The organism is Streptomyces sp. NPDC045998 (assembly GCF_056430285.1).
Map to the genome: position 1 here is coordinate 200,010 of NZ_JBWKLJ010000008.1, position 22,145 is coordinate 222,154.

General features: G+C 72.6%; 17 protein-coding genes. 9 read left to right on the plus strand and 8 right to left on the minus strand.

What is annotated here, in order from left to right:
• Positions 1-130: 130 nt before the first annotated feature.
• Positions 131-3,664: a methionine synthase gene (metH, locus tag AC07FJ_RS24190; RefSeq protein ID WP_479051389.1), complete on the minus strand. Its 3,534-nt coding sequence runs from the start codon at positions 3,662-3,664 to the stop codon at positions 131-133.
• Positions 3,665-3,909: 245 nt separating this feature from the next.
• On the opposite strand from metH, the gene AC07FJ_RS24195 reads away from it, so the two are divergent.
• The 5 genes from AC07FJ_RS24195 (at position 3,910) to AC07FJ_RS24215 (ending at position 10,755) form a co-directional block, all read left to right on the plus strand.
• Complete coding sequence (locus tag AC07FJ_RS24195) at positions 3,910-4,674, plus strand: IclR family transcriptional regulator (RefSeq protein WP_479051390.1); 765 nt, start codon at positions 3,910-3,912, stop codon at positions 4,672-4,674.
• A gap of 778 nt (positions 4,675-5,452) precedes the next feature.
• Positions 5,453-6,244, plus strand: coding sequence for an MIP/aquaporin family protein (locus tag AC07FJ_RS24200; protein ID WP_479051391.1), 792 nt, complete (start codon positions 5,453-5,455; stop codon positions 6,242-6,244).
• Positions 6,245-6,282: 38 nt separating this feature from the next.
• Complete coding sequence (glpK, locus tag AC07FJ_RS24205) at positions 6,283-7,809, plus strand: glycerol kinase GlpK (protein WP_479051392.1); 1,527 nt, start codon at positions 6,283-6,285, stop codon at positions 7,807-7,809.
• 16 nt (positions 7,810-7,825) lie between these two features.
• Entirely contained in the window at positions 7,826-9,436 is a 1,611-nt protein-coding gene (locus tag AC07FJ_RS24210) for a glycerol-3-phosphate dehydrogenase/oxidase (protein ID WP_361422131.1), read from the plus strand.
• Positions 9,437-9,612: 176 nt separating this feature from the next.
• A complete protein-coding gene (locus AC07FJ_RS24215; RefSeq protein ID WP_479051393.1) occupies positions 9,613-10,755 on the plus strand; it encodes a PAC2 family protein in 1,143 nt (380 codons plus the stop codon).
• Between the two features lie 115 nt (positions 10,756-10,870).
• On the opposite strand, the gene mshC is transcribed toward AC07FJ_RS24215, so the two are convergent.
• The 4 genes from mshC to AC07FJ_RS24235 all read right to left on the minus strand — a co-directional run bounded on the left by mshC (position 10,871) and on the right by AC07FJ_RS24235 (position 14,401).
• The gene (mshC, locus tag AC07FJ_RS24220) at positions 10,871-12,100 is read right to left on the minus strand and encodes a cysteine--1-D-myo-inosityl 2-amino-2-deoxy-alpha-D-glucopyranoside ligase (RefSeq protein ID WP_361422125.1); all 1,230 of its coding nucleotides are present in this window, start codon (positions 12,098-12,100) and stop codon (positions 10,871-10,873) included.
• 130 nt (positions 12,101-12,230) lie between these two features.
• Positions 12,231-13,070, minus strand: a complete 840-nt coding sequence (locus AC07FJ_RS24225; RefSeq protein ID WP_479051394.1) for an SCO1664 family protein — start codon at positions 13,068-13,070, stop codon at positions 12,231-12,233.
• Positions 13,034-13,624 (minus strand): DUF3090 domain-containing protein, encoded by a 591-nt coding sequence (locus AC07FJ_RS24230; RefSeq protein WP_355366865.1) that lies wholly within the window; start codon positions 13,622-13,624, stop codon positions 13,034-13,036. The genes AC07FJ_RS24225 and AC07FJ_RS24230 overlap by 37 nt, the downstream gene beginning before the upstream one ends.
• 90 nt (positions 13,625-13,714) lie before the next feature.
• Positions 13,715-14,401 (minus strand): histidine phosphatase family protein, encoded by a 687-nt coding sequence (locus AC07FJ_RS24235; protein WP_479051395.1) that lies wholly within the window; start codon positions 14,399-14,401, stop codon positions 13,715-13,717.
• 62 nt (positions 14,402-14,463) lie between these two features.
• On the opposite strand from AC07FJ_RS24235, the gene corA reads away from it, so the two are divergent.
• Positions 14,464-15,459, plus strand: coding sequence for a magnesium/cobalt transporter CorA (gene corA / locus AC07FJ_RS24240; RefSeq protein WP_479051525.1), 996 nt, complete (start codon positions 14,464-14,466; stop codon positions 15,457-15,459).
• A 67-nt stretch (positions 15,460-15,526) separates the two neighbouring features.
• Here the strand turns inward: corA and AC07FJ_RS24245 are convergent, their stop codons facing one another.
• Complete coding sequence (locus AC07FJ_RS24245) at positions 15,527-16,312, minus strand: ferritin-like domain-containing protein (RefSeq protein WP_479051396.1); 786 nt, start codon at positions 16,310-16,312, stop codon at positions 15,527-15,529.
• A gap of 462 nt (positions 16,313-16,774) precedes the next feature.
• The gene (locus AC07FJ_RS24250) at positions 16,775-17,827 is read right to left on the minus strand and encodes an LLM class F420-dependent oxidoreductase (protein WP_479051397.1); all 1,053 of its coding nucleotides are present in this window, start codon (positions 17,825-17,827) and stop codon (positions 16,775-16,777) included.
• Between the two features lie 145 nt (positions 17,828-17,972).
• Between AC07FJ_RS24250 and AC07FJ_RS24255 the strand changes: the two genes are divergently transcribed.
• Positions 17,973-18,956 carry an aldo/keto reductase gene (locus AC07FJ_RS24255; protein WP_361422110.1) on the plus strand — a complete coding sequence of 328 codons (984 nt, stop codon included), beginning with the start codon at positions 17,973-17,975 and terminating at the stop codon, positions 18,954-18,956.
• Positions 18,953-21,136 carry a helix-hairpin-helix domain-containing protein gene (locus AC07FJ_RS24260; protein ID WP_479051398.1) on the plus strand — a complete coding sequence of 728 codons (2,184 nt, stop codon included), beginning with the start codon at positions 18,953-18,955 and terminating at the stop codon, positions 21,134-21,136. The genes AC07FJ_RS24255 and AC07FJ_RS24260 overlap by 4 nt, the downstream gene beginning before the upstream one ends.
• A gap of 44 nt (positions 21,137-21,180) precedes the next feature.
• Here AC07FJ_RS24260 and AC07FJ_RS24265 read toward each other — a convergent pair whose 3' ends face one another.
• Positions 21,181-21,849, minus strand: coding sequence for a hypothetical protein (locus AC07FJ_RS24265; RefSeq protein ID WP_361422104.1), 669 nt, complete (start codon positions 21,847-21,849; stop codon positions 21,181-21,183).
• 47 nt (positions 21,850-21,896) lie between these two features.
• On the opposite strand from AC07FJ_RS24265, the gene AC07FJ_RS24270 reads away from it, so the two are divergent.
• On the plus strand, positions 21,897-22,085 hold the full coding sequence (locus tag AC07FJ_RS24270; protein ID WP_005319466.1) for a DUF5703 family protein: 189 nt from the start codon (positions 21,897-21,899) through the stop codon (positions 22,083-22,085).
• Positions 22,086-22,145 lie beyond the last annotated feature (60 nt).

The following is a 22,145-nucleotide window of genomic DNA, read 5'->3' on the forward strand; positions in this document are numbered from 1 at the left end:
CGGCACACCTCCATCGAGGGACGAGAAGGCCGGTCGCGCTCCCGCGGGAGAACCCCCGGTGGGAAGGGCGACCGGCCTGCACTGGACCGACCAGTGTACGTCGCGTTCCGGAAACGCGCCTTCGGCCGCGTCAGCGGGCGTTGAAGTACTTCGCCTCCGGGTGGTGGAGGACGATCGCGTCCGTGGACTGCTCGGGGTGGAGCTGGAACTCCTCGGAGAGGTGGACCCCGATGCGCTCCGGCTGGAGGAGGCCGGCGATCTTGGCGCGGTCCTCCAGGTCGGGGCAGGCGCCGTAGCCCAGGGAGAACCGGGCGCCGCGGTACTTCAGCGCGAACATGTCCTCGACGTCCGCCGGGTCCTCGCCGGCGAAGCCGAGCTCGGCGCGCACGCGTGCGTGCCAGTACTCGGCGAGGGCCTCGGCGAGCTGGACGGACAGGCCGTGCAGTTCGAGGTAGTCGCGGTAGGAGTCGGCGGCGAACAGCTCGGCGGTGGCCTCGCCGATCTTCGAGCCGACGGTGACGACCTGGAGGCCGACGACATCGGTCTCGCCGGACTCCTCCGGGCGGAAGAAGTCCGCCAGGCAGAGGCGCCGGCCGCGCCGCTGGCGCGGGAAGGTGAAGCGGGTGCGCTCGTGGCCGCTGTCGTCGAGGAGGATCAGGTCGTCACCCTTGGACACGCACGGGAAGTAGCCGTAGACGACCGCCGCTTCGAGCATGTTCTCGGTGTGGAGCCGGTCCAGCCAGCCCCGCAGCCGCGGCCGGCCCTCGGTCTCCACGAGCTCCTCGTACGTGGGGCCGTCCCCGGTACGGGCCTGCTTGAGGCCCCACTGACCCTTGAACAGCGCACCCTCGTCCAGCCAGGACGCGTAGTCCTTGAGCGGGATGCCCTTGACGACGCGGGTGCCCCAGAACGGCGGGGTGGGCACCGGGTTGTCGGTGGCGACGTCGGAGCGGACGCCGCCCTCGGGGGCCGGCTCCTCCACCACGGTGGCGGCCGCCCGGACGCGGCGCTGCTTGAGCTCGGGCAGGGTGGCGCCGGGCACGCCGCGCTTGACGGCGATCAGGGCGTCCATCAGGCGCAGGCCCTCGAACGCGTCGCGGGCGTAGCGGACTTCGCCCTCGTAGATCTCGTGGAGGTCCTGTTCGACGTAGGCGCGGGTGAGGGCGGCGCCGCCGAGGATGACCGGGAAGCGGGCGGCCAGGCCGCGCTGGTTGAGCTCCTCCAGGTTCTCCTTCATGATCACCGTGGACTTCACCAGGAGCCCGGACATGCCGATGACGTCGGCCTTGTGCTCGTCGGCGGCCTCGAGAATGGCCGAGACCGGCTGCTTGATGCCGAGGTTGACGACGTTGTAGCCGTTGTTCGACAGGATGATGTCGACGAGGTTCTTGCCGATGTCGTGGACGTCGCCGCGGACGGTGGCCAGCACGATGGTGCCCTTGCCCGCCTCTTCGCCCTCGACCTTCTCCATGTGGGGTTCGAGGTAGGCGACGGCGGTCTTCATGACCTCGGCCGACTGGAGCACGAACGGCAGCTGCATCTGGCCCGAGCCGAACAGCTCGCCGACGACCTTCATGCCGTCGAGCAGCGTCTCGTTGACGATGTCGAGCGCCGGGCGGGTGGCCAGCGCCTCGTCGAGGTCGGCCTCCAGGCCGTTGCGCTCGCCGTCGATGATGCGGCGCTTGAGGCGCTCGTCCAGCGGCAGCGCGGCGAGCTCCTCGGCCTTGCCGGCCTTGAGGGACTTGGCGGTGGCGCCCTCGAAGAGCTGCATCAGCTTCTGGAGCGGGTCGTAGCCCTCGCGGCGCCGGTCGTAGATGAGGTCGAGGGCGGTGGTGACCTGCTCCTCGTCGAAGCGGGCGATCGGCAGGATCTTGGAGGCGTGCACGATCGCCGAGTCGAGGCCCGCCTTGACGCACTCGTCGAGGAAGACGGAGTTGAGCAGGATGCGGGCGGCCGGGTTGAGGCCGAAGGAGATGTTCGACAGGCCGAGCGTGGTCTGGACGTCCGGGTGGCGCCGCTTGAGCTCGCGGATCGCCTCGATGGTGGCGATGCCGTCCTTGCGCGACTCCTCCTGACCGGTGCAGATGGTGAAGGTCAGGGTGTCGATGAGGATGTCCGACTCGTGGATGCCCCAGTTGCCGGTCAGGTCGGCGATCAGCCGCTCGGCGATCGCCACCTTCGTCTCGACGGTGCGGGCCTGGCCCTCCTCGTCGATCGTCAGCGCGATCAGCGCGGCGCCGTGCTCCTTGGCGAGCGCGGTGACCTTGGCGAACCGCGACTCGGGGCCGTCGCCGTCCTCGTAGTTCACCGAGTTGATCACCGCGCGGCCGCCGAGCTTCTCCAGGCCGGCCCGGATGACCTCGACCTCGGTGGAGTCCAGCACGATCGGCAGCGTCGAGGCGGTGGCGAAGCGCCCGGCCAGCTCCTCCATGTCGGCGACGCCGTCACGGCCGACGTAGTCCACGCACAGGTCCAGCATGTGGGCGCCTTCGCGGATCTGGTCGCGGGCCATCTCCACGCAGTCGTCCCAGCGGCCCTCCAGCATGGCCTCGCGGAACTTCTTCGAGCCGTTCGCGTTCGTCCGCTCGCCGATGGCGAGGTACGAGGTGTCCTGCCGGAACGGCACCGTCTGGTACAGCGACGCGGCGCCCGGCTCCGGGCGCGGGTCGCGCGGCGCCGGGGCGAGGCCGCGGACGCGCTCGACGACCTGGCGCAGGTGCTCCGGGGTCGTACCGCAGCAGCCGCCGACCAGCGACAGCCCGTACTCGCGCACGAAGGTCTCCTGCGCGTCGGCGAGCTCGGGGGCGGTCAGCGGGTAGTGCGCGCCGTTCTTGCCCAGCACCGGCAGGCCGGCGTTGGGCATACAGGACAGCGGGATGCGCGAGTGGCGGGCCAGGTAGCGCAGGTGCTCGCTCATCTCGGCGGGGCCGGTGGCGCAGTTCAGACCGATCATGTCGATGCCGAGCGGCTCCAGCGCGGTCAGCGCCGCGCCGATCTCCGAGCCCAGGAGCATGGTGCCCGTCGTCTCCACGGTGACGGAGACGATCAGCGGCAGGTCGGTGCCGAGGGCGTCGAGCGCGCGGCGGGCACCGAGGACGGCGGCCTTCGTCTGGAGCAGGTCCTGCGTGGTCTCCACGAGCAGCGCGTCGGCGCCGCCGGCGATCATGCCCTCGGCGTTCTGCTGGTAGGCGTCGCGGAGCGCGGTGTACGGGGCGTGGCCGAGCGTCGGCAGCTTGGTGCCGGGGCCCATGGAGCCGAGCACCCAGCGCTGCTGTCCGGTGGAGGCGGTGTACTCGTCGGCGACCTCGCGGGCGATCCGGGCGCCGGCCTCGGACAGCTCGTGGACGCGCTCGGGGATGTCGTACTCCCCCAGGGCCGCGAGGTTCGCGCCGAAGGTGTTGGTCTCGACGCAGTCCACGCCCACGGCGAAGTACGCGTCGTGGACCGAGCGCACGATGTCGGGCCGGGTGACGTTGAGGATCTCGTTGCAGCCTTCGAGGTTCTCGAAGTCCTCGAGGCTCGGGTCCTGGGCCTGGAGCATGGTGCCCATGGCTCCGTCGGCCACCACCACACGGGTGGCGAGGGCCTCGCGGAGGGCGGCGGCTCGGGTCCTGCTGTCAGTGACCTGATTGCTGTCAGCGGAAGGGGTCGGCGACGAGGCCATGGAAGTGCTCCCTGGTTGCGACGGCTGTCGGCTTTGCGCCTCCAGTGGGAAGCGCACCGGGCCAGGGTAACCGCGTACCCCATGGGGTGGACATCTCGTTCCACGTGCCGGACTGCATGCTGTCCTCGGGCTGTCGGGGGTGTGCCGGGGCCGACTGATTTCCGAGTGCTTCTCGGGTGTGGCTCAAGGTCGGCATCGGCCGATAGTGTTCAGCATTGTCGAACTGTGGAAGAAGGGCAGGGGCGATGCCGAAGAACATCCAGTCGCTTGAACGAGCGGCGGCGATGCTGCGCCTGCTCGCGGGTGGGGAGCGCCGTCTCGGTCTGTCCGACATCGCCTCGTCGCTGGAGCTCGCGAAGGGTACGGCCCACGGCATCCTGCGCACCCTCCAGGCGGAGGGCTTCGTCGAGCAGGACCCGGCCTCCGGGCGCTACCAGCTGGGCGCGGAGCTGCTGCGGCTCGGCAACAGCTACCTGGACGTGCACGAGCTGCGGGCCCGGGCCCTGGTATGGACGGACGACCTGGCCCGCTCCAGCGGCGAGAGCGTCCACCTGGGCGTGCTGCACCAGCACGGCGTGCTCGTCATCCACCACGTCTTCCGCCCGGACGACAGCCGCCAGGTGCTGGAGGTCGGGGCGATGCAGCCGCTGCACTCCACGGCGCTGGGGAAGGTGCTGTCGGCGTACGATCCGGTGGCGCACAGCGAGGCCGTGGAGGCGGAGCGCGAGGCGTTCACGCCGCGCACCATCACGACGCTGGACGACTTCGAGACCGTACTGGAGATGACGCGGGCGCGCGGCTGGGCCGCCGACGTGGAGGAGACCTGGGACGGCGTGGCGTCGGTGGCCGCACCCATCCACGACCGGCGCCGGATGCCGGTCGGCGCGGTCGCCATCACGGGCGCGGTGGAGCGGGTCTGCAACGACGGCGAGCTGCGCTCGGAGCTGGTCGCGGCGGTACGGGACTGCGCCCGCGCGGTCTCCCGCGACCTGGGCGCGGGCCGCTTCTGAGCCCTCCGGCACCTGCTGCCGGCGGGGCCTCGCGCGCTGTGCGAGGGCCTCGGGCGCTGTGCGGGGCCTCGCGCGGCACGACCGCACACGGCTCCACGCACGCCGGCGCCGTAGAGCCCCGGGGCACCCAGAGCCCCGGACCCCTCCGAGTCCCGGCGCCACAGAGTCCCGGCGCACCCCGGAGCCCTGAACCCGTCCGCCCCCCGGCACCGCAAAGCCCCGCGGCCCGCACCGCCGATCATGCGCCCTGCCGGGCGCGGTCATGGACCGCCGTACGGGTCCTCAAGCCCACCGAGCCCCCTGCGCACACGCGCCCCCGGCCCTGCCGGACCCCGGCACAGCGGGCCGCGGCGCCCGCCCGGCCGCCTCGCGCCCGTACCACTCCCCCACCCGCCTCCGTGCCCCGCACCCGCGCACCCGCGCGCCCGGGAGCGAGCAGGCGCGCCCGCCCGGACGCCCCTAGTGCGCCAGGCCCGGCCGCGCGGGCCCCCGGCCGCCGGCTCCGTCACGGCAGCGCCCGCGCCGCGCACCGGGCAGGCCTCACCGCACCGCCCGCACCCCGGTAACGAACGCATTTCGGCCAGCCGAACCCATTGACGGCACGTTTAACCGACGGCAAAACTGCCGTTCATCGGTCGGCATTGTCGAACACCTACCGGCAATAGGCGCTAGAGTGTGGCAACGCCAGGAGGCCGGTTAACGCCCTCAGCCGAGGGCGCGGACCACCGGAGGGACCCGGGGTTCGCCTTCCCCTGGACGAAGGACAAAGGAGTCGCGGGTGTCCAGCTCCGACATCTTCATCGGCGAGATCATTGGTACCGCCGTACTCATCCTGCTCGGCGGCGGCGTCGTCGCCGCCGTCGTGCTCAAGCGCTCGAAGGCGCAGAACGCCGGCTGGCTGGCCATCACCTTCGGGTGGGGCTTCGCGGTCCTGACCGCGGTCTACATGACGGGTTCCCTCTCCGGCGCCCATCTCAACCCCGCCGTCACGGTCGGCATCGCGATCAAGGACGGGGACTGGAAGAACGTCCCCGTCTACTTCGCCGGCCAGCTCCTCGGCGCCATGATCGGCGCCGCGCTGGTCTGGATCGCGTACTACGGCCAGTTCCACGCGCACCTCACCGATCGCGAGATCGTGGGTGACCCGGCCGACAAGGCCGTCGAAGGCCCGCACAACGAGGCCGCCGCCAAGGCCGGGCCCGTCCTGGGTGTCTTCTCCACGGGCCCCGAGATCCGCAACGTGTGGCAGAACCTCGCCACCGAGATCATCGGCACCACCGTGCTCGTCCTCGCGGTCCTCACGCAGGGCCTCAACGACAGCGGCAAGGGCCTCGGCACCCTCGGCGCCCTGATCACGGCGCTCGTCGTGGTCGGCATCGGCCTGTCGCTCGGCGGCCCGACCGGTTACGCCATCAACCCGGCCCGCGACCTCGGCCCGCGCATCGTGCACGCCCTGCTCCCGCTGCCGAACAAGGGCGGCTCCGACTGGGGGTACGCCTGGATCCCCGTGGTCGGCCCGCTGATGGGCGGAGCCCTCGCCGCGGGTATCTACACCATCGCCTTCGCCTGAGACGTCCTTCGTCCCCTTACCGACTTCCGGGAGCAACCGTGACCGACGCACACACCACCGGGCCTTTCATCGCGGCCATCGACCAGGGCACCACCTCCAGCCGCTGCATCGTCTTCGACCGCGACGGGCGCATCGTCTCCGTCGACCAGAAGGAGCACGAGCAGATCTTCCCCAAGCCCGGCTGGGTGGAGCACGACGCCGCCGAGATCTGGACCAACGTCCAGGAGGTCGTGGCCGGCGCCATCGAGAAGGCCGGCATCACCGCCGCCGACGTGAAGGCCATCGGCATCACCAACCAGCGCGAGACCACGCTGCTGTGGGACAAGAACACCGGTGAGCCCGTCCACAACGCCATCGTCTGGCAGGACACCCGCACCGACGCGCTCTGCAAGGAGCTCGGCCGCAACGTCGGCCAGGACCGCTTCCGCCGCGAGACCGGCCTGCCCCTCGCGTCCTACTTCGCCGGCCCTAAGGTCCGCTGGCTGCTCGACAACGTCGAGGGCCTGCGCGAGCGCGCCGAGCGTGGCGAGATCCTCTTCGGCACGATGGACTCCTGGGTCATCTGGAACCTCACGGGCGGTGTCGAGGGCGGTCACCACGTCACCGACGTCACCAACGCCTCCCGCACCATGCTGATGAACCTGCACACCATGGACTGGGACCAGAAGATCCTCGAGTCCATGGGCGTCCCGGCGGCCGTGCTGCCGGAGATCCGCTCCTCCGCCGAGGTCTACGGCCAGGTCAAGGGCGGCGTCCTCGACGGCGTCCCGGTCGCCTCCGCGCTCGGCGACCAGCAGGCGGCCCTCTTCGGCCAGACCTGCTTCTCCGAGGGCGAGGCGAAGTCGACGTACGGCACGGGCACCTTCCTGCTGCTGAACACCGGCGAGAAGATCATCAACTCCTACTCGGGCCTCATCACCACCGTCGGCTACAAGATCGGCGACCAGGCCCCGGTGTACGCGCTGGAAGGCTCCATCGCCGTCACCGGCTCCCTGGTGCAGTGGATGCGCGACCAGATGGGCCTGATCAGCACCGCCGCCGAGATCGAGACCCTGGCATCCTCCGTCGAGGACAACGGCGGCGCGTACTTCGTACCGGCCTTCTCCGGCCTCTTCGCCCCGTACTGGCGCTCCGACGCCCGCGGTGTGATCGCCGGCCTCACCCGGTACGTCACCAAGGCGCACATCGCCCGCGCCGTGCTGGAGGCCACCGCCTGGCAGACCCGCGAGATCACCGACGCCATGACCAAGGACTCCGGCGTCGAGCTCGCCGCCCTGAAGGTCGACGGCGGCATGACCTCCAACAACCTGCTGATGCAGACCCTCTCGGACTTCGTGGACGCGCCCGTGGTGCGCCCGATGGTCGCCGAGACCACCTGCCTCGGCGCCGCCTACGCCGCCGGTCTGGCCGTCGGCTTCTGGCCCGACACCGACGCGCTCCGCGCCAACTGGCGCCGCGCCGCCGAATGGACCCCCCGCATGGACGCGGACACCCGCGACCGCGAGTACAAGAACTGGCTCAAGGCCGTTGAACGCTCCATGGGCTGGCTCGAAGAAGAGAACTGACGAGGAGTAAATCGACATGACCACCCTGCAGAGCGTCCCGGCCCTCGGGACGCACCCGGCTGCCGGTTCCCTGCCGAGCCGTGCGGAGACGCGGGAGCAGCTCTCCAAGGCGACGTACGACCTCCTGGTGATCGGCGGCGGCATCCTGGGCATCTCCACCGCCTGGCACGCCGCCCAGTCCGGGCTGCGGGTGGCCCTGGTGGACGCCGGCGACTTCGCCGGCGCCACCTCCTCCGCCTCCTCCAAGCTGCTCCACGGCGGTCTGCGCTACCTGCAGACCGGCGCGGTGAAGCTGGTCGCGGAGAACCACTTCGAGCGCCGTGCGGTCTCCCGCCAGGTGGCCCCGCACCTGGCGAACCCGCTCACCTTCTACCTGCCGGTCTACAAGGGCGGCCCGCACGGCGCCGCCAAGCTCGGCGCGGGCGTCTTCGCCTACTCGGCGCTCTCCGCCTTCGGCGACGGCGTCGGCCACCTGCTCAGCCCCGCCAAGGCCGCGCAGGACGTGCCGGAGCTGCGCACCGACAACCTCAAGGCCGTGGCCGTGTACGGCGACGACCAGATGAACGACGCGCGCATGGCGCTGATGACGGTCCGCGCCGCCGTCGACGCGGGCGCCACCGTCCTCAACCACGCCGAGGTCACCGGCCTGCGCTTCACCCGCGGCCGGGTCACCGGCGCGGACCTCAAGGACCGCCTCAGCGGCGACGAGTTCGGCGTCGACGCGCGCCTCGTGCTCAACGCCACCGGCCCCTGGGTCGACCACCTGCGCCGCATGGAGGACCCCAACGCGGCCCCCTCCATCCGCCTCTCCAAGGGCGCGCACCTGGTCCTGAAGCGCACCTCCCCCTGGCGCGCCGCGCTCGCGACCCCCATCGACAAGTACCGCATCACCTTCGCCCTCCCCTGGGAGGACATGCTGCTGCTCGGTACGACCGACGAGGAGTACGAGGGCGACCCGGGCGAGGTCGCGGTCAACGACAAGGACGTCACCCAGATCCTGGACGAGGCCGCGTTCTCCATCCGCGACCAGCAGCTCTCCCGGGACCTGATCACGTACTCCTTCGCCGGCCTGCGGGTGCTGCCCGGCGGCCCGGGCGACACCTCCAAGGCCAAGCGCGAGACGGTCGTGACCGAGGGCCGCGGCGGCATGCTGTCGGTGGCCGGCGGCAAGTGGACGACCTTCCGCCACATCGGCCGCACGGTGATGAACAAGCTGGCGTCCCTGCCCGGCGGCCCCCTCGGCGACGACATGGAGCCGATCTCGGCCCTGCCGAAGAAGCTGCCGCTGCCCGGCATAGCCAACCCCAACGCCGTGGCCCACCGGCTGCTGGTCGACGGCGGTACGCCGGGCCCGCGCATGGCCGCCGACACCGCCCGCCACCTGGCCACGCACTACGGCTCGCTCTCCTTCGACATCGCGCGCATGGCGTACGACGACCCGGAGCTGGGCGAGCGCATCCACCCGGACGCGCCGGAGATCTGGGCGCAGGTCGCCTACGCCCGCGACCACGAGTGGGCCGAGACCGCGGACGACGTGCTGCGCCGCCGTACGACGCTGACGATCCGTGGCCTGGCGACGGACGAGATCCGCGCCAAGGTGGAGGACATGCTCGGCAAGAAGGCCTGATCCCGCGGGGTCTGGTGACGACGAGGGCGGCTCCTCCGGGGGCCGCCCTCGCCCGCGTCCCGGGGGCGCGCGCCCCGGCTCGAACAGTGCACTCGGACGTGTACAGGGGCTGCGGCCGGGCCCCCTGGAAGCCGTAAGGTTGGTTCGTACGCACGGAACTTCGGAAGGAGGCCTGGGTGATCGAGCTCGAGGGGGTTCCCGAGCTGATCGACCCGGTCATGGTGGCCGCGTTCGAGGGCTGGAACGACGCCGGCGACGCCGCCTCCACCGCGGTCGCGCACCTGGAGCGGGAGTGGAAGGGCGAGGTGTTCGCGGCGCTCGACGCCGAGGACTACTACGACTTCCAGGTCAACCGCCCCACGGTGTACCTGGACGGCGGGGTACGGAAGATCACCTGGCCCACCACGAGACTGTCGGTGGTCCGGGTGGGCGGCGACAAGCCGCGTGACCTGGTGCTGGTCCGCGGTATCGAACCGTCGATGCGCTGGCGCTCGTTCTGCAACGAGTTGCTGGGCTTCGCCCACGAACTGGGCGTGGAGATGGTGGTGATCCTGGGCGCGCTGCTCGGGGACACCCCGCACACCCGGCCGGTGCCGGTCACGGGCGTCACGTCCGACCCGGACCTGGCGCGCACGATGGACCTGGAGGAGACCCGGTACGAAGGGCCGACGGGCATCGTCGGCATCCTCCAGGAGGCCTGTACGCACGCGGGCGTGCCGGCGGTGAGCCTGTGGGCGGCGGTGCCGCACTACGTGTCGCAGCCGCCGAACCCGAAGGCGACGCTGGCGCTGCTGAACCGGCTGGAGGACCTGATCGACCTGCGCATCCCGCTGGGTGAGCTGGCCGAGGACGCGCGGGCCTGGCAGGTCGGCGTGGACCAGCTCGCCTCGGAGGACAGCGAGGTGGCGGAGTACGTGCAGACGCTGGAGGAGGCGCGGGACACCGCGGAGCTCCCGGAGGCGTCGGGTGAGGCCATCGCCCGGGAGTTCGAGCGGTACCTGCGGCGCCGCGACGGCGGCCCCGCAACCGGTCCAGGGGCCGGGGGCCAGGGAGCCGCTCCCGGGCACGCGACCGACATGGGCGACAGCTCGTACCTGCGCGACACCTCCAGCGGCCGTACGCGGCCGCCGAAGCCGCCGAAGCGGGAGGCCGGTTCCGGGCCCGACACCGAGCCCGGCGGCGGGCCTGACACCGGGCCGGTATCCGGGCCGAACGCCGGGCCGGACGCCCGGCCGGAGGCCGGACCGGAGGCCGGACCGGACGCCGGACCGGAGGCCGGGCCGGACGCCGCCGAGGAAGACGGCTCCGCCGAGGAGTGAGAGCACGCCGGAGGGGCGGCACCGAGGATTCGGTGCCGCCCCTCCGTCATGGTCACGGCCGCTCAGCCGTCGCCCGTCGCCCGCCGCCTGACGGTACGTCGGGCGGACGGCGTCACTACAGCGCGACGCCCATCAGCGCGTCGACGGTACGGGAGACGAGGCCGGGCGCGGTCTCGTCCGTGCCGCCCTCGGACTCCTGGAGCGCGGCCCAGCGGTCCACGGCCGCCAGTGCGCGCGGGGTGTCCAGGTCGTCGGCGAGTGCCTCGCGGACCTCCTCGAGCAGGGCGTCGGCGGACGGGCCGTCGGGGCGGGAGACGGCGGCGCGCCAGCGGCCGAGCCGCTCGACGGCGTCCTGGAGGACCTGGTCGGTCCACTCCCAGTCGGCGCGGTAGTGGTGGGCGAGGAGCGTGAGCCGGATGGCGGCCGGGTCGACGCCGTCGCGGCGGAGCTTGGAGACGAAGACCAGGTTCCCCTTGGACTTGGACATCTTCTCGCCGTGGAGGGCGACCATCCCGGCGTGCACGTACGCCTTGGCGTACGGGTGCTCGCCGGTCAGGGCCTGCGCGTGCGAGGCGCCCATCTCGTGGTGCGGGAAGATCAGGTCGGAGCCGCCGCCCTGGACGTCGAAGCCCATCCCCAGGTGGTCCAGGGCGATGGCGACGCACTCGATGTGCCAGCCGGGCCGTCCGGGCCCGAGGCTGGCGCCGTCCCAGCGGGGCTCGCCCTCGCGGGCGGCCATCCACAGCATCGGGTCGAGGGGGTTCTTCTTCCCCGGGCGGTCCGGGTCGCCGCCGCGTTCGGCGGACAGGGCGCGCATGACGTCGTGGTCGTAGTGGGACACCTCGCCGAAGTGCGGGTCCGCCTCGACGGAGAAGTAGACGTCCCCTTCGAGTTCGTACGCGGCGCCGGCGTCGCGGAGCCGCTCGATGAGCGGCACGATGCCGGGTATCGCCTCGACGGCACCGATGTAGTGCTGCGGCGGCAGCAACCGCAGGGCGGTCATGTCCTCGCGGAACAGCGCGGTCTCGCGCTCGGCGAGCCCGACCCAGTCGATGCCGTCCCGCTGGGCCCGCTCCAGGAGCGGGTCGTCGACGTCGGTGACGTTCTGGACGTAGTGGACCTGCCGCTTGGTGTCGAGCCACACGCGCTGAACGAGGTCGAACGCGTTGTAGGTCGCCGCGTGACCCATGTGGGTCGCGTCGTACGGCGTGATGCCGCAGACGTAGATACGGGCGACGGGGCCGGGGGCGAGGGTCACTCGCCCGCCGGTCGCGGTGTCGTGGATCCGGAGGTCGCGGCCCTTGCCGGGCAGGGCGGGGACCTCAGAAGCGGGCCAGGCATGCATGCCACGAGCGTAACCGGACGGGTGTTCCGGATACGAACCGGATGCACGATCATGACGCGATAGGCACTCTTGCGCCGTGGCGCCATCTGTGCAGGTGACGCGGCCGGGGTACGTCGGCCGCGTCGGTGCGTCAGACCGGGGGCCAGGGGATCGCGGGCCACCGCCCCGACGGCTCGGGATGGCGGGCGGAGGTGCGCAGCTGTGCCACCCGGGCCCGGGCCGCCGTCACCTCGGCGGGCGTGAGCAGCTCGGCCAGGCGGCCGGCGAGGGCCGCTCCGGGGGCCAGGGCGGCGTCCAGGCGGGCCAGGACCTCCAGCGCCTCCTGGGGGAGCGGCTCGCCCGCCCAGCCCCACAGCAGCGTGCGCAGCTTGTCGTCCACATGGAAGGTCACGCCGTGGTCGATGGCGTACAGCCGGCCGTCCGGTGCCGGCAGCAGGTGGCCGCCCTTGCGGTCGCCGTTGTTGATCACCGCGTCGAGGACGGCGAGCCGTCGCAGCCGTACGTCGTCGGCGTGGACGAGCAGCGCCGTGCGGCCCTCGCCGACCTCCGCGAGACCCACCGCCTTCCAGCCCTCCCCCGGCTCGTCGTCGTCGACGAGGGCGAGGAGCGGGGTGGCCGACGGGTCGCCGTCGATCCACAGCTGGACCATGCCCTGGCCGTACGGCCCGTCGCGCAGGACCGTCGGCGGGACCAGGCCCCAGCCGGTCGCCTCGGAGACCTCGTACGCCGCGACCTCGCGCTGCGCCAGGGTCCCGTCCGGGAAGTCCCACAGGGGGCGCTCCCCCGCGACGGGCTTGTAGACGCAGTCGGCTTCCTGGCCTTCGTACGCGACGGAACAGAGCAGCACCGCGTTGGACGCCTCGCGGACCTGGCCGCGGACGGTCAGCTCCCCCTCGGCGAGCAGGTCGAGCCGCTCCACCGCCGTGAGGCCGGTCAGGCCCCTCGGCGGTATCCGTTCTGACGCGGGCATACGTGTCCTTCCGGATCGAGCGGCAGGCTGCACAGCGGGCACGGCGGCCGGCCGGCGTTGACGACGTCGAGGGCGCGCTTGGCGAAGGCCCGCGCCTGGGCCCCGGTGAGCCGGACGCGCAGCATCGGCGGGCCGTTCTCCTCGTCCTGGAGCAGCCGCTCCTCGGCCTCGGCGAGGTCCTCCTCGGAGTCCGCGTCGAGCTCGACGAGCGCCTGCGCCTCGACGATCATGCGCTGGTTCTCGCCGTCCCACGCGAGCGCCATCGTGCCGACCCGGAACTCCTCCTCGATGGGGGCGTCCAGGGGGGCGGTGTCGGCGGTGTCGGGGGGAGCCACGGCCGGGACCGGGGCGTTGCCGCCGGTCCGGCGTACCACCTCGTCGAGCAGTTCGTCGATCCGCTCGGCGAGCGCGGCGACCTGCGTCTTCTCCAGCGCGACGCTGGTGACGCGGCCTCCGGCGGACGCCTGCAGGAAGAACGTACGGCGCCCCGGCAGCCCGACCGTGCCGGCCACGAAGCGCTCCGGTGGGTCATAGAGGAACACCTGACGGGACACGTTCCCTCTCCCTTGCGTCCTTGAGTTGTGCGGTGCGACGGCGTGCGGTCCGACGGCACTTCGGCCCGTCCACCCTACTGTGCCGGGCGATCACGGTGCGCCCGCGCCGCCTCCCACCTCCGCGGACCCTCCGGTGGTCTGCTCGCGCGGTATCAGCGCCGCGAAGTCGCCGGTGTCGCCGAGCCGTACGAGAAATGGCCGCAGGCGGGTGTAACGGATCACGGTCACGGAACAAGGATCCACATGGATCCGCTGGAAAAGATCGAGATGCATCCCGAGGGCGTCGGCCACGAGGGACTTGATGATGTCGCCGTGCGAGCACATCAGGTACACGGCGTCCTCGCCGTGCTCCGCCTCCACCCGGGCGTTCCACTCCCGTACGGCGTCGACGGCGCGCGCCTGCATGGCGCGGACCGACTCGCCGCCGGGGAAGGCCGCGGCGGACGGGTGGTGCTGGACGACCTCCATGAGCGGTTCGTCGTTGAGCTCGGCGAGCTTGCGCCCCGACCAGTCGCCGTACCGGCACTCGCCGATCCGCTCGTCGGTGTGGACCGGCAGCCGGGGCCGGGCGTCCAGCAGCGGCTGCAGCGTCTCCCGGCAGCGCTGGAGCGGGCTGGTGACGACGGCGGCGATCGGCACGCCGGCCAGCCGCGCGGGCAGCGCGGCGGCCTGCGCGGCACCGCGCTCGTCGAGCGCGACGCCGGGCGTCCAGCCCGCGAGCACACCGGCCGTGTTGGCGGTCGAACGTCCGTGCCTTACGAGGATCAGCGTGGCCATGCACGCCAGCCTAGGTGGCCGCACCGACATCGTGGGTGCAAGGGGCCGGTGACCGGGGAAGAATACGCGCCGTGATCGTGGACTGCGCCATCTACCGGGACGGGCACCGCAGCGAGGGCCCCTCAGACTTCTCCGACGCCCTGGACCAGGCACGGGCATGGGGCGGTGACGCGTTCCTGTGGATCGGCCTGCACGAGCCGACGGAGAGTGAGTTCGATCACGTCGCGGATGAGTTCGGGCTCCATCCGCTCGCCGTGGAGGACGCCCTCAAGGCGCATCAGCGGCCGAAGCTGGAGGTGTACGACGACTCGCTGTTCATGGTCCTCAAGCCGGTGGTGTACGAGCCGCAGGGCGACACCGTCACCACCGGCGAGCTGATGGTGTTCATGGGCGACTCCTTCGTGGTGACCGTCCGGCACGGCGAGGGCGCACCGCTGGGGGCCGTGCGCAAGCGGCTGGAGGCGGAGCCGGAGCTGCTCCGGCACGGGCCGACCTCGGTGCTCTACGCGATCAGCGACGCCGTCGTGGACCACTACATAGAGGTGGCGGGCGAGCTCCAGGTGGACCTGGAGGAGATGGAGACGGAGGTCTTCCAGCCCGCGGGCGGCGACTCCAAGAACACGGCGTCGCGGATCTACATGTTCAAGCGGCAGGTCCTGGAGTTCCGGCGGGCCACCGGCCCGCTGGCCGCCCCGATGACCCGCCTCGCGGGCGCGGGTGTGCCGTTCGTGAACGAGGACGCCCAGCCGTTCTTCCGGGACGTCAGCGACCACCTGACCCGGGCCACCGAGCAGGTGGAAGGGCTGGACCGACTGCTTTCGGACATTCTCTCGGCACACCTCGCACAGATGGGGGTGCGGCAGAACGACGACATGCGCAAGATCTCGGCGTGGGCGGCGATGGCGGCGGTGCCCACCATGGTCGCGGGCGTCTACGGCATGAACTTCGAGCACATGCCGGAGCTGACGTGGGTGTTCGGCTACCCGATGGTCATCGTCCTGATGGCCGTCGCGTGCGTGGGCCTGTACCGGCTCTTCAAGCGCCGCGGCTGGCTCTGAACCCCCGCCGGCCCGGCCCCGCCGCGACCGTCGCGCGCGGGACCGGGCCGGCTCCGGGAAAAGCGCGTCAGAAGGCCGGGGCCGGCTCGGCCGGGCCGCCGAGCGCGTCGCGCCGCTGGGGCATGGTGAGGCTGACCATGCGTCGCCAGCCGCCGGCCCGTTCGTACGCGTACATCGCCCGGATCCCGAGGGCGAGGGCGGTCCGCTTGGGGCGGGGCCACTTCAGGAGGCGGCCCATGTGGTCCATGACGGCGAGGCTGACGTCGCGGTAGACCTCGATCTCGGCGAGGGCGGACTCGCGCAGGGTGCGCTGGATGGTGCGGCCGTGTCCCTCGCGCGCGAGGCGCAGCAGCTCCTCGTGGCAGTAGGCGAGGTGGTTGTCCTCGTCGTGGCAGATCATGCGGATGGCCTTGCCCACCTCGGGGTGGTCGGCGAAGTGCTTGACCAGCATGTCCATCTGGTCGGCGGCGCGCTGCTCGGTGACCCGGCTGTGGGACAGGTAGACGACGATGTCGTGCTCCGTCAGCGGCTCGTCGCGGCGGAGCTTGTCGTGGGCCAGGCCGATGCCGCGCCGCTCCAGCAGCATGGTGTAGTCGGTCTCCGGCGGGACGGGGGCCGGGTCCAGGCCGCGCTTCTTGAGCAGGGCGTTGAAGATCCGGCCGTGCTTGTCCTCGTCGGCGCCGTGCCGGGTGATCTTGGGGGCGAGCTCGCGCATGCTCTCGGGGACGAGGGCGGCGATCCGGGCGTTCTCCCAGCCGCCCTGGGCTTCGCCGCTGGCCGCGATGGAACAGAACAACTGGTAGGAGTCGTCGTTGTCCAGGATCTCCTGGAACAGGCTTCGCGCCGAAAGCATCACTGCACCTCCATGCAGGCGGGCGGCCCTCATTTGTCCGCACTTCCGCAAAGGACGAGTCAAGTGCGGCGAGGGGGGCGTGGCAACAGACCCACGGGGCAACTCCGCCGAAAGGAGCAGCATGGGGAGGAACCGGACGCTTCCCGAGGCGTCCAGGCAGTAACCGACGCGACCGGTGGCGCGTTGTGCAGCGTGACGGCCGTGGCGGGGATGACCCCCGAGCCCCCACCACGGCCGCAGGCTTGTCCGTCAGTCGGTGCCCCTGCCCTAGGGCCTGTCTTCCGGATCTTGCCGGGCTCGCGTGCCCCTGGTGCCGCACCTCGCCGCGTTGTCGTCGGTCGCCACTGCTCCGCAGTGGCTCTCTCCTCCGCCTTGCGATCCGTCCCCTCGGCCCCAAGGGGCCTGGGGAGACCCCATGCACCAGACCCCGCTCCCTAATCCGGCCTGATCCGGAAGACAGGCCTAGTCCGCGAGCCCGGCGCGCTCCAGGGCCTCCGTACCGGCTCGCAGGGCCGCGATCCGCTCCTCCAGCGTGAAGCCGGCCGGGGCGAGCGTGAGCGTGGTGACCCCGGCCGCCGCGTACGCCGCCATCCCGTCGGCGATCCGCTCCACGGAGCCCAGCAGCGTGGTCTGGTCGATCAGCCGGTGCGGTACGGCCGCCGCCGCGCCCGCCTTGTCGCCGGAGAGGTACTTCTCCTGGATCTCGGCGGCCTCCTTCTCGTAGCCCATGCGCTGGGCGAGCTGGTTGTAGAAGTTCTGCTTGCGGCTGCCCATGCCGCCGACGTACAGGGCGGTGTACGGGCGGAAGGTGTCGGCGAGCGCGGGGACGTCGTCGCCGAGGGCGAGCGGGACGGTCGGGGCGACGTCGAAGCCCTCCATGGTCAGGCCGGCCTTCTCGCGGCCCGCGCGCAGGTGCCGCAGGGCCGTCTCCTCCAGGTGCTCGGCGGAGGGGAAGATCAGCAGCGCGCCGTCGGCGATCTCGCCCGTCTGCTCCAGGTTCTTCGGGCCGATGGCCGCGATGTAGAGCGGGATGTGCGCGCGCTGCGGGTGGACGGTGAGCTTGATCGGCTTGCCGGGACCGCCCGGGAGCGGGAGGGTCCAGTGCTCGCCCTCGTGCGTCAGGCGCTCGCGCGCCATCGCCTTGCGGACGATCTCGACGTACTCGCGCGTGCGGGAGAGCGGCTTGTCGAACTTCACGCCGTACCAGCCCTCGGAGACCTGCGGTCCGGAGACGCCGAGGCCGAGGCGGAACCGGCCGCCGGAGAGCGTGTCCAGGGTGGCGGCCGTCATCGCCGTCATGGCGGGCTGGCGGGCCGGGATCTGCATGATCGCCGAGCCGACGTCGATGTTCTCGGTCTGGGCGGCGACCCAGGCGAGGACGGTCGGGGCGTCGGATCCGTAGGCCTCGGCGGCCCAGCACACGTCGTAGCCGAGGCGGTCGGCCTCCTGGGCGACGGCGAGGTTGTCGCCGTCCATGCCGGCGCCCCAGTAGCCGAGGTTGATGCCAAGCCGCATACCGGCCCCTCCACTCATCTACTCATCAGTAATGTCCTGGTGCCGGACTCTAGCGCGCACGCCCCCGACGCGGCAGGGGACGGGGCCCGGGGAGGTTGTCCACAGGGTCTCTGCGCGTGGGCCCTTGGCCAGTAATCTCGCGACCATGGAGCAGAGGCATCTCGGCCGTACGGGCCTGCGCGTGTCACGGATCGGCCTCGGCACCCTCACGTGGGGCCGGGACACCGACGAGCACGACGCCGCGGACCAGCTGAAGCTGTTCTGGGAGGCGGGCGGGACGCTGATCGACACGGCGGACGTGTACGGCGGCGGCGAGGCCGAGTACCTGCTCGGGCAGCTCGTGGAGCGGCTCGTACCGCGGCGGGAACTGGTCATCGCGACGAAGGCGGGCAGCGTGCCGGACCCGGACCGGCGGTTCGACGGCTCGCGCGGCCATCTGCTCGCGGCGCTCGACGCCTCGCTGGCCCGGCTGGGCACCGACTACGTGGACCTGTGGCAGATCCACGCCTACGACCCCGAGACGCCGCTGGAGGAGACGCTCCAGGCCCTCGACATCGCGGTGAGCAGCGGGCGGGCGCGGTACGTGGGCGTGTCGAACTTCTGCGGCTGGCAGCTGGCGAAGGCGGCCACCTGGCAGCTCGCGCACAGCGGGATACGCGCCCGGCTGGCCAGTACGCAGATGGAGTACTCGCTGCTGCAGCGGGGCGTGGAGCGCGAGGTGCTGCCGGCCGCGCGGGACCTGGGCGTGGGCCTGCTGCCGTCGTCACCGCTGGGACGAGGGGTGCTGACGGGCAAGTACCGGCACGCCACCCCGGCCGACTCGCGCGGCGCGTCGGAGCGGCTGGCGCCGTTCGTGGAGCCGTACCTGGAAGAGGCGTCGAGCCGGATCGTGGACGCCGTGACGACGGCGGCGGACGGGCTGGCGACCACCCCGCTGCACGTGGCGCTGGCGTGGGTGCGGGACCGGCCGGGCGTGGTGGCGCCGATCGTCGGCGCGCGCACCGCGCGGCAGCTCGGCGAGGCACTGTCAGTGGAGAGCCTTAGTCTTCCTGACGAGATCCGCCGGGCGCTGGACGATGTGTCCGCCCCGGTGCACCGCTATCCCGACCAGGACTGGAGCACGCTGTGACCGCGCTTCCCCGGGGGACCGCCCCCGGCCCCTCCTCCGACGACCAGGCCCCCGCCGCGGAGCCCGAACCGGGCGCGGCGGTCGAGGCGGAGGCCGAGGCCGCCGCGGAGGACGGCACGGAGCCCCGTACGGAGGACTCGGCGCAAGGCACGCAGGGCGCGGAGGGCGCGGAGGGCACGGAGCAGACCGCCGAGGGGCTCTCCGAGGCGGAAGCCGAGCTGGCCGCCCAGCGGGAGCTGCGGGCGCGCATCGAGCGGCGTAAGGCCGAGCAGGCCGGGCCCATCGAGGCGGGCACCAAGCTCAGCGGGCGGGCGGCGGACCTGCTCGCGGCGGTCCGCGCCGTGGAGAGCGGTGAGAAGCCGGCCGCCTCCTTCCTCGACTCCCCCGCGTCCGCGCCCCGGCGCCCCGCTCCCGAGCCGTCGGCGCCCGAGCGGCCCCGGGCCGTCGAGGCCCCCCGCGCGCCGCGTACGGCGGATGCGGACACCGTGGCGGCCGTGCGTGCGGTGCTGGCCGAGGGCGGCGCTCCGGAGGCCCTCGCCGTGCGCGTGGCGACGGTGCTCGGCGAGTCGGCGGCGCGGGTGCTGCGCGAGGACCCGTGGCAGCTGCTGGCGGTCCCGGGCGTACGGCCGGAGCAGGCCGACGGCTTCGCGCGGGCGCTGCTCGGCGAAGAGTGCGGACCGGGTGACGAGCGCCGGTCCGCCGCGCTCATCGGCTGGCTGCTGGAACGGGCGGCGCTCCAGGGGCACACGGCGCTGGAGGCGACCGAGGTGCGCGCGGCGCTGGCCGGGCACTCGGTGCCGGAGCCCGACGACGCCGTACGGCACGCCATCACCGAGGGCGCGGTGCTGGTCTTCCACGAGGAGGAGGAGCCGCAGGACGACCTGGAGGAAGGCCCGGAGGAGGAGCCCGCCGAGGCGTCCGGCGAGCCCGCGGAGCCGGTGCCCGTGCTGCTGGGGCTGGACCGGTACGCGCTCGCCGAGGAGAGCCTCGCCGACGGCCTGGCCCGGTTGGCCAAGTCGGGGCCCGATCCCCGCTGGGAGGGCGCCGAGCCGGCCGAACTGGCCCGCGCGGTCGCCGAGCACGGGCTGGTCGCCCACACGGGCGGCGAGGCGGCCCGGGCGGAACCGCTGGCCCTGGCCCGGGCGGCGCGCGGGCTGGGCCTGCGGGCCACCGTGGCGACGTACACGGAGAACGGCCGCCGCAGGCTCGACGCGGACGAGGGCGGGGGCGCGGACGGCGCGGTGGACACGGTGACGGTCTCCGGTCTGCTCTCGGGAGCCGTGGACACGGCGGACCTGGACCTGCTGGTGGTGCTGGACGCCCCGCAGCTGGACGTGGAGACCGCCGCGATGCTGGTGGAGTCCCTGCCGGACGGCTGCCGACTGGTGCTGAGCGGCGACCCGGGGGTGCTGTGGTCGGCCGGCGCGGGGCGGGTGTTCGCGGACCTCCTGGCCGCGCGGGTGTGCCCGCAGGTCGCCTCCCGCAGGCCGGACCCGGGGCCCCTGGGTGAGCTGGTCTCCGGCATCGGGGTCGGCGAGCTGAACCAGGTGGAGGCCCCGGACAAGGAGGTCGTGATCGTCCCGGTGCGGGACGCGGGCGAGGCCGTGCACCGTACGGTGCAACTGGTCGCGGACTCGGTGCCGCGGGCGTTCGGGATCCCCGCCGACCAGACCCAGGTGATCACCGTCGGCCACGGCGGCTCGGCGGGCACCCGGGCGCTGAACGCGGCGCTGAAGCAGCGGCTCAACCCGGGGCCGGGCCGCTTCGGCGGCTTCGACCCGGGCGACCGCGTGGCGTACGCCCCCGCGCCGGGCCGTACGGTGCCGGGCACGGTGGTGTCGGCCGACGCGCAGGGGCTGCACCTCGACTGCGCGGGCGAGCGGGTCGTCGTACCCAAGGAGCGGGTGGAGTCGGCGGTCCGCCACGGCTGGGCGCTGACCGCGCACCAGGCGGTGGGCGCGCGCTGGCCCGCGGCGGTGGTGGTGCTGCCGGGCGATGCGGCGCAGGGCCTGAACCGGGCGTGGGTGTACACGGCGTTCGGCCGCGCCGAGCGGCATCTGTCGGTGGTGCACGGCGTGGACCAGGCGCTTCCGCGCGCGGTCGCGGAGATCCTGCCCGCGCCCCGCACGACCCGCCTGCGCGGGCTGCTGGAGTCGCTGCTGGCGGCACCGGAGGAGTGAGGAGTGACGCGTGGGCGCCCCGCCCAGGCGGGGCGCCCACGGGTTCAGGAGCTGCCGGGCGGGGCCTCGTCCGGGTCGCCGTGGAGCTCGTCCTCGTCGAACACCGCGCTCACGTCGAAGCGGCAGATCACCCGTTCCGGGTCCGCCTGGTCGAAGGGCGTGCTGAGCCATTCGCCCGGTTCGGGGAGCTCGTCCGCGGCGGCGACCCAGAGGGTCGAGTCGCCTTCCTCCAGGCCGAACTCCTTGTGGCGCGAGGCGATCTCGTCCGGCTCGAACTCGCCGAAGAGCACGCCGAGGGCCGCGTGCACGCTCGCCCCCACCACCGCGGCCGCGTCCGCGCCGTCCTCCTCGCGGTCCCCCCGGTCCAGGTCGGCGATGCGCTGCGCCTGGGCCAGCAGCCTCTGCGGCTCGGCCACGGCGTAGTCGCGGCGGATCAGCACGGTGAGCGCGCTCGGGTCCTCCGGGCCCTCGTAGGGGGGCAGCGAGTCCTCCACGCCCGGGATCTCGAAGGGCGTGACCTCGTCGTAGCGGTCGTAGAGACGTTCGTCGTACGCCTCGGCCGCCGCGGCGAGCTCGTTGAACGCGGCGTAGACGGCCGGGTCGTCGTCACCGGTGCGGTTCTCGACCGCCTCCAGGTGGCGGTCCAGTGCGGCTTTGACCGCCTCGGCGGCGGCGCGTACCTCGGCAGCGGTGGGCTGCGCAGCATCAGACATACCCCAGACGCTATCCGTACGAAGCCGGTGCTTGCACAATAGATGCGATGCCGGAATACGAATTTGTCGACGTGTACGTACCTCGCGGGGTGTCCCGCAAGGAGGCGACCCGTCTGCTGACCGACCATGCCGAGTACGGACACTGGGAGTTGGACCGACTGAGTCTGCACCGGGACGGCAGCCGTCGCGTGCGGCTGCGCCGGCGCATCATCCGTCAGGTACGCGCCACCTGGTGAGGTGACGCGCAGGAGCGCACAGGACGGAGCGGGCCCCGCGATGCGGGGCCCGCTCCGTCG

Bases quoted from the DNA above. Each gene is read 5' to 3' on its own strand.
- AC07FJ_RS24225 (WP_479051394.1), bottom strand. From the start codon at position 13,070: ATGCCCGCGTCAGAACGGATACCGCCGAGGGGCCTGACCGGCCTCACG.
- AC07FJ_RS24255 (WP_361422110.1), top strand. From the start codon at position 17,973: ATGGAGCAGAGGCATCTCGGCCGTACGGGCCTGCGCGTGTCACGGATC.
- AC07FJ_RS24265 (WP_361422104.1), bottom strand. From the start codon at position 21,849: ATGTCTGATGCTGCGCAGCCCACCGCTGCCGAGGTACGCGCCGCCGCC.
- AC07FJ_RS24195 (WP_479051390.1), top strand. From the start codon at position 3,910: ATGCCGAAGAACATCCAGTCGCTTGAACGAGCGGCGGCGATGCTGCGC.
- AC07FJ_RS24270 (WP_005319466.1), top strand. From the start codon at position 21,897: ATGCCGGAATACGAATTTGTCGACGTGTACGTACCTCGCGGGGTGTCC.
- metH (WP_479051389.1), bottom strand. From the start codon at position 3,664: ATGGCCTCGTCGCCGACCCCTTCCGCTGACAGCAATCAGGTCACTGAC.
- mshC (WP_361422125.1), bottom strand. From the start codon at position 12,100: ATGCATGCCTGGCCCGCTTCTGAGGTCCCCGCCCTGCCCGGCAAGGGC.
- AC07FJ_RS24245 (WP_479051396.1), bottom strand. From the start codon at position 16,312: ATGCTTTCGGCGCGAAGCCTGTTCCAGGAGATCCTGGACAACGACGAC.
- AC07FJ_RS24250 (WP_479051397.1), bottom strand. From the start codon at position 17,827: ATGCGGCTTGGCATCAACCTCGGCTACTGGGGCGCCGGCATGGACGGC.
- AC07FJ_RS24235 (WP_479051395.1), bottom strand. From the start codon at position 14,401: ATGGCCACGCTGATCCTCGTAAGGCACGGACGTTCGACCGCCAACACG.
- AC07FJ_RS24210 (WP_361422131.1), top strand. From the start codon at position 7,826: ATGACCACCCTGCAGAGCGTCCCGGCCCTCGGGACGCACCCGGCTGCC.